Annotated in this window: 2 protein-coding genes; one reads left to right on the top strand and one right to left on the bottom strand. The window is 70.7% G+C overall.

The annotated features are described in order from the left end of the window. Positions 1-431 precede the first annotated feature (431 nt). Complete coding sequence (locus tag H5J33_RS29515; protein ID WP_181797859.1) at positions 432-872, top strand: VOC family protein; 441 nt, start codon at positions 432-434, stop codon at positions 870-872. Between the two features lie 486 nt (positions 873-1,358). Here the strand turns inward: H5J33_RS29515 and H5J33_RS29520 are convergent, their stop codons facing one another. Further along, positions 1,359-2,792 (bottom strand): lamin tail domain-containing protein, encoded by a 1,434-nt coding sequence (locus H5J33_RS29520; protein WP_181797860.1) that lies wholly within the window; start codon positions 2,790-2,792, stop codon positions 1,359-1,361. Positions 2,793-2,900 lie beyond the last annotated feature (108 nt).

The raw sequence follows: 2,900 nt of genomic DNA on the forward strand, positions 1-2,900 counted from the left end.
GCGCGGTCGGGGCCACGGTCGGACCGGTCGCCGGCAACCGTCCGGCCGGACGCGCCACCGTACGGACGACCGGCAACCGCTCGCCGGTCCCGTCCGCGGCCGTCGGGCATCCGGCCCGGCCAGCACACGGGCGGCACGCCGGCCGTCGCCGAGGAAGGGACCGACCGCAGCGATGGCCGGGCGGAGCCTCCGCGGTCCGTGGAGTTGTGGAACCGCGCACCGCGGCGAGCGTGCCCCTGCTGTCGAGTTGCTCCTCGGCACCGGACGTGAATCGCCGGCGTCTTCTCGAGGTGGCCCGGGACTGCGCAGACCTGAGCGGCCGGGCCGCTCGCCGGGAGTCATGGCGCAGGATGTGGAGAACGGGCCACCGGCTCCGTCCCAAGGGCATCAACGGCCACCACCGGCCGCACTCGGAAGAGGGAGAGACCAGCATGGCGATTCAGCGGATGGACAACGTCGGCATCGTCGTCGACGACATGGATGCCGCCATCGCGTTCTTCGTGGAACTCGGTATGGAGCTGGAGGGCAGGGCGGAGGTCGAAGGCCAAGTCGCCGATCAGTGCACCGGGCTCGACGGCGTCCACTGTGACATCGCGATGCTCCGGACCCCGGACGGTCACAGCCGGCTCGAGCTGGCGAAGTACCGCAGCCCCGCGGCCATCAGCGCGGGGCCGCGCGACAGGCCCCACAACATCCTGGGCACGCACCGCGTCATGTTCGCGGTCGACGACATCGAGGACACCGTGGCCCGCTTGCGGGTCCATGGCGCCGACCTCGTCGGCGAGTTGGCACAGTACGAGGACAGCTACCGGCTCTGCTACGTCCGCGGCCCCGAGGGCATCATCGTAGGGCTGGCCGAGCAGATCGGCTGAAAGGTGGCGGGGATCCGGCGCAGCCGCCATCCCTCCGCCCACCGCCCTTGACGACCAAACCTCCGCGCACCGGACCTCGTTGGCACACGCCCGAAGCTCGGTGACACCCGCGTGCGGGGATCCGGCGGATACAAGACCAGCGACAGGGATACTCGGAATGGCGGCCTGGAGGTTCTGGAGAAGGGCACTGTCCTATCTCGCGGCCCAGGTCTCCGGCCCCTCCCACCGGGAGGCCGTGGGCCCGCTGCTGAACGGGCAGGGGGCCAGCGGCGTCTCGTCCGGCGCGGCACCGTCATCGCCGCGTGGGGGAACCCGGTGGGGGAGGAGATGGCATACAGCGCGATCAAGAGCGTGCTGTCGCTGGTGGCGGGGATCGCCTACGGCGACGGGGCGTTACGGCTGGACGAGCCGGTGTCCGCCTGCCTGGACCTGCCGCAGTTCGCGGACGCGCACGGGCGTGCGATCACCTGGCGCCAGCCGGGCCGCTCAGCAGGTGACGGTGCCCCTGCGCAGAGCGTGCCCGCCGTCGTTGGAGTCGTCCGCCCAGTAGACGGGCTTGGTTCCCGCCACGCATTCGTCCGCGCCGGCCAGGGAGAAGCCCTCGTTGTTGTAGTTGGGCATGCCCGACGGGCGGTTGAAGACGCCGGCGGTGGTGAAGACGCCGGTCGTGTCGATCTTCAGGGTGCGGTGCTGACCGTCACAGGTGTCGTCGCAGCCCGCCCACAGGCGCGATGCCTGCGGCTCCCACTGGAGTTCCATCACCCCGGACATGCCGCTGCTGAAGGACGCGATACGGGTGTAGGAGCCGGAGTCGGCCAGCACGTAGCCGTAGATCATGCCGGTGCCCTCGACGCCCACGAAGAACACTCCGCCGCTGTGGCTGCCGTACCGGGCCGGGTCGTAGGCCGCGCCGGTCGAGGCGTCCCTGAACCCGGCACCGGTCAGTGCGGTGTCCGGGATCCAGGTGATCCCTTCGAAACCGAGATTGGAGCCGGTGGAGGGGAGGTCGGAGGTGAGGTTCCACTCCTTGGCCGCGGTCAGCGACGAGCCCGAGCCGCTGACGTCGTACTTCAGCACCGACAGGCGGCTCGTGCCCGACGCGTTCCCGTCGCGTTCGGTGGCCACGAACGCGCCCCCGGCCGAACCCGCACCGGTCAGGGTGACGCCCTCGCCGTCGGGGGTGCCGGAGCCGCCGGGAAAGCGCAGGGTCTTGCCGGAGGACCAGCCGCCGGAGGTGTCCGGCTTCCAGCCGCCGGAGCCGTCACGTACCAGACGCCACAGCCTGCCGCTGTTCTGCGCTCCCCACAGCACGCCGCCCTCCTGGTAGAGGCCGCTGAGGTCCTGGCCGAAGACGTTGGAACCGTCCGCGGTGGTCACGCTGCCGCTTCCCGGCCACGCGGCCGGCGTCGTGGAGCCGCCTTCTTCTCCACCGGTGCCGCAGTTGTTCGGGCCGCCGAGGGTCACCGTGGCCGCCTGCTCGAACGCGCCGGTGCCGTCGGGACAACGTGACCAGGAGGGGCTGGAGTGCTCGCTCCAGGAGAAGCCGTCCACCTGGGTCGTGCCGTCCGCGAGGTAGAGGCGGGCCACGTCGGCCGAGCCGAGGCCGAACTTGCCGCTCACGTCGAACGCCCTGTACGAGCCCGGTGCCAGGGTGGTCCCGGAAGCGATCTTGTAGGTGTGGTCCTTGTCGTCGTCCTTCAGGACCCAGCCCGACACGTCGACCGCGGTGGTGCCCTTGTTGTACAGCTCGATCGAGTCGTTGACGTCGCCGGTGGTCACCACCTCGTTGATGCGGACGCCGTCGGCGACGGCCGCGTGCGCCGCAGGTGGGCCGGTCAGGGCGCCCGCGGCCAAGAGGGGGACGGCGACGAGAAGGCGGGCAACGACACGAGGGCGCCGAAAAGCGGCTGATGCGGTCACGGAATGCGTCCTGACGTTGTCATGGGCAAGGCGGCCTGACAGTCGTGGACCAGTCCGAACACGACGGCCCCACCAAGTAGGACAGCACATGAACGACTGACGAACTGG

Source organism: Streptomyces sp. WELS2 (assembly GCF_013870595.1).
GTDB lineage: Bacteria > Actinomycetota > Actinomycetes > Streptomycetales > Streptomycetaceae > Streptomyces.

What these genes read in the sequence shown, in the direction of transcription:
- H5J33_RS29515 (WP_181797859.1), top strand. Translation starts at nt 432, where the DNA reads ATGGCGATTCAGCGGATGGACAACGTCGGCATCGTCGTCGACGACATG.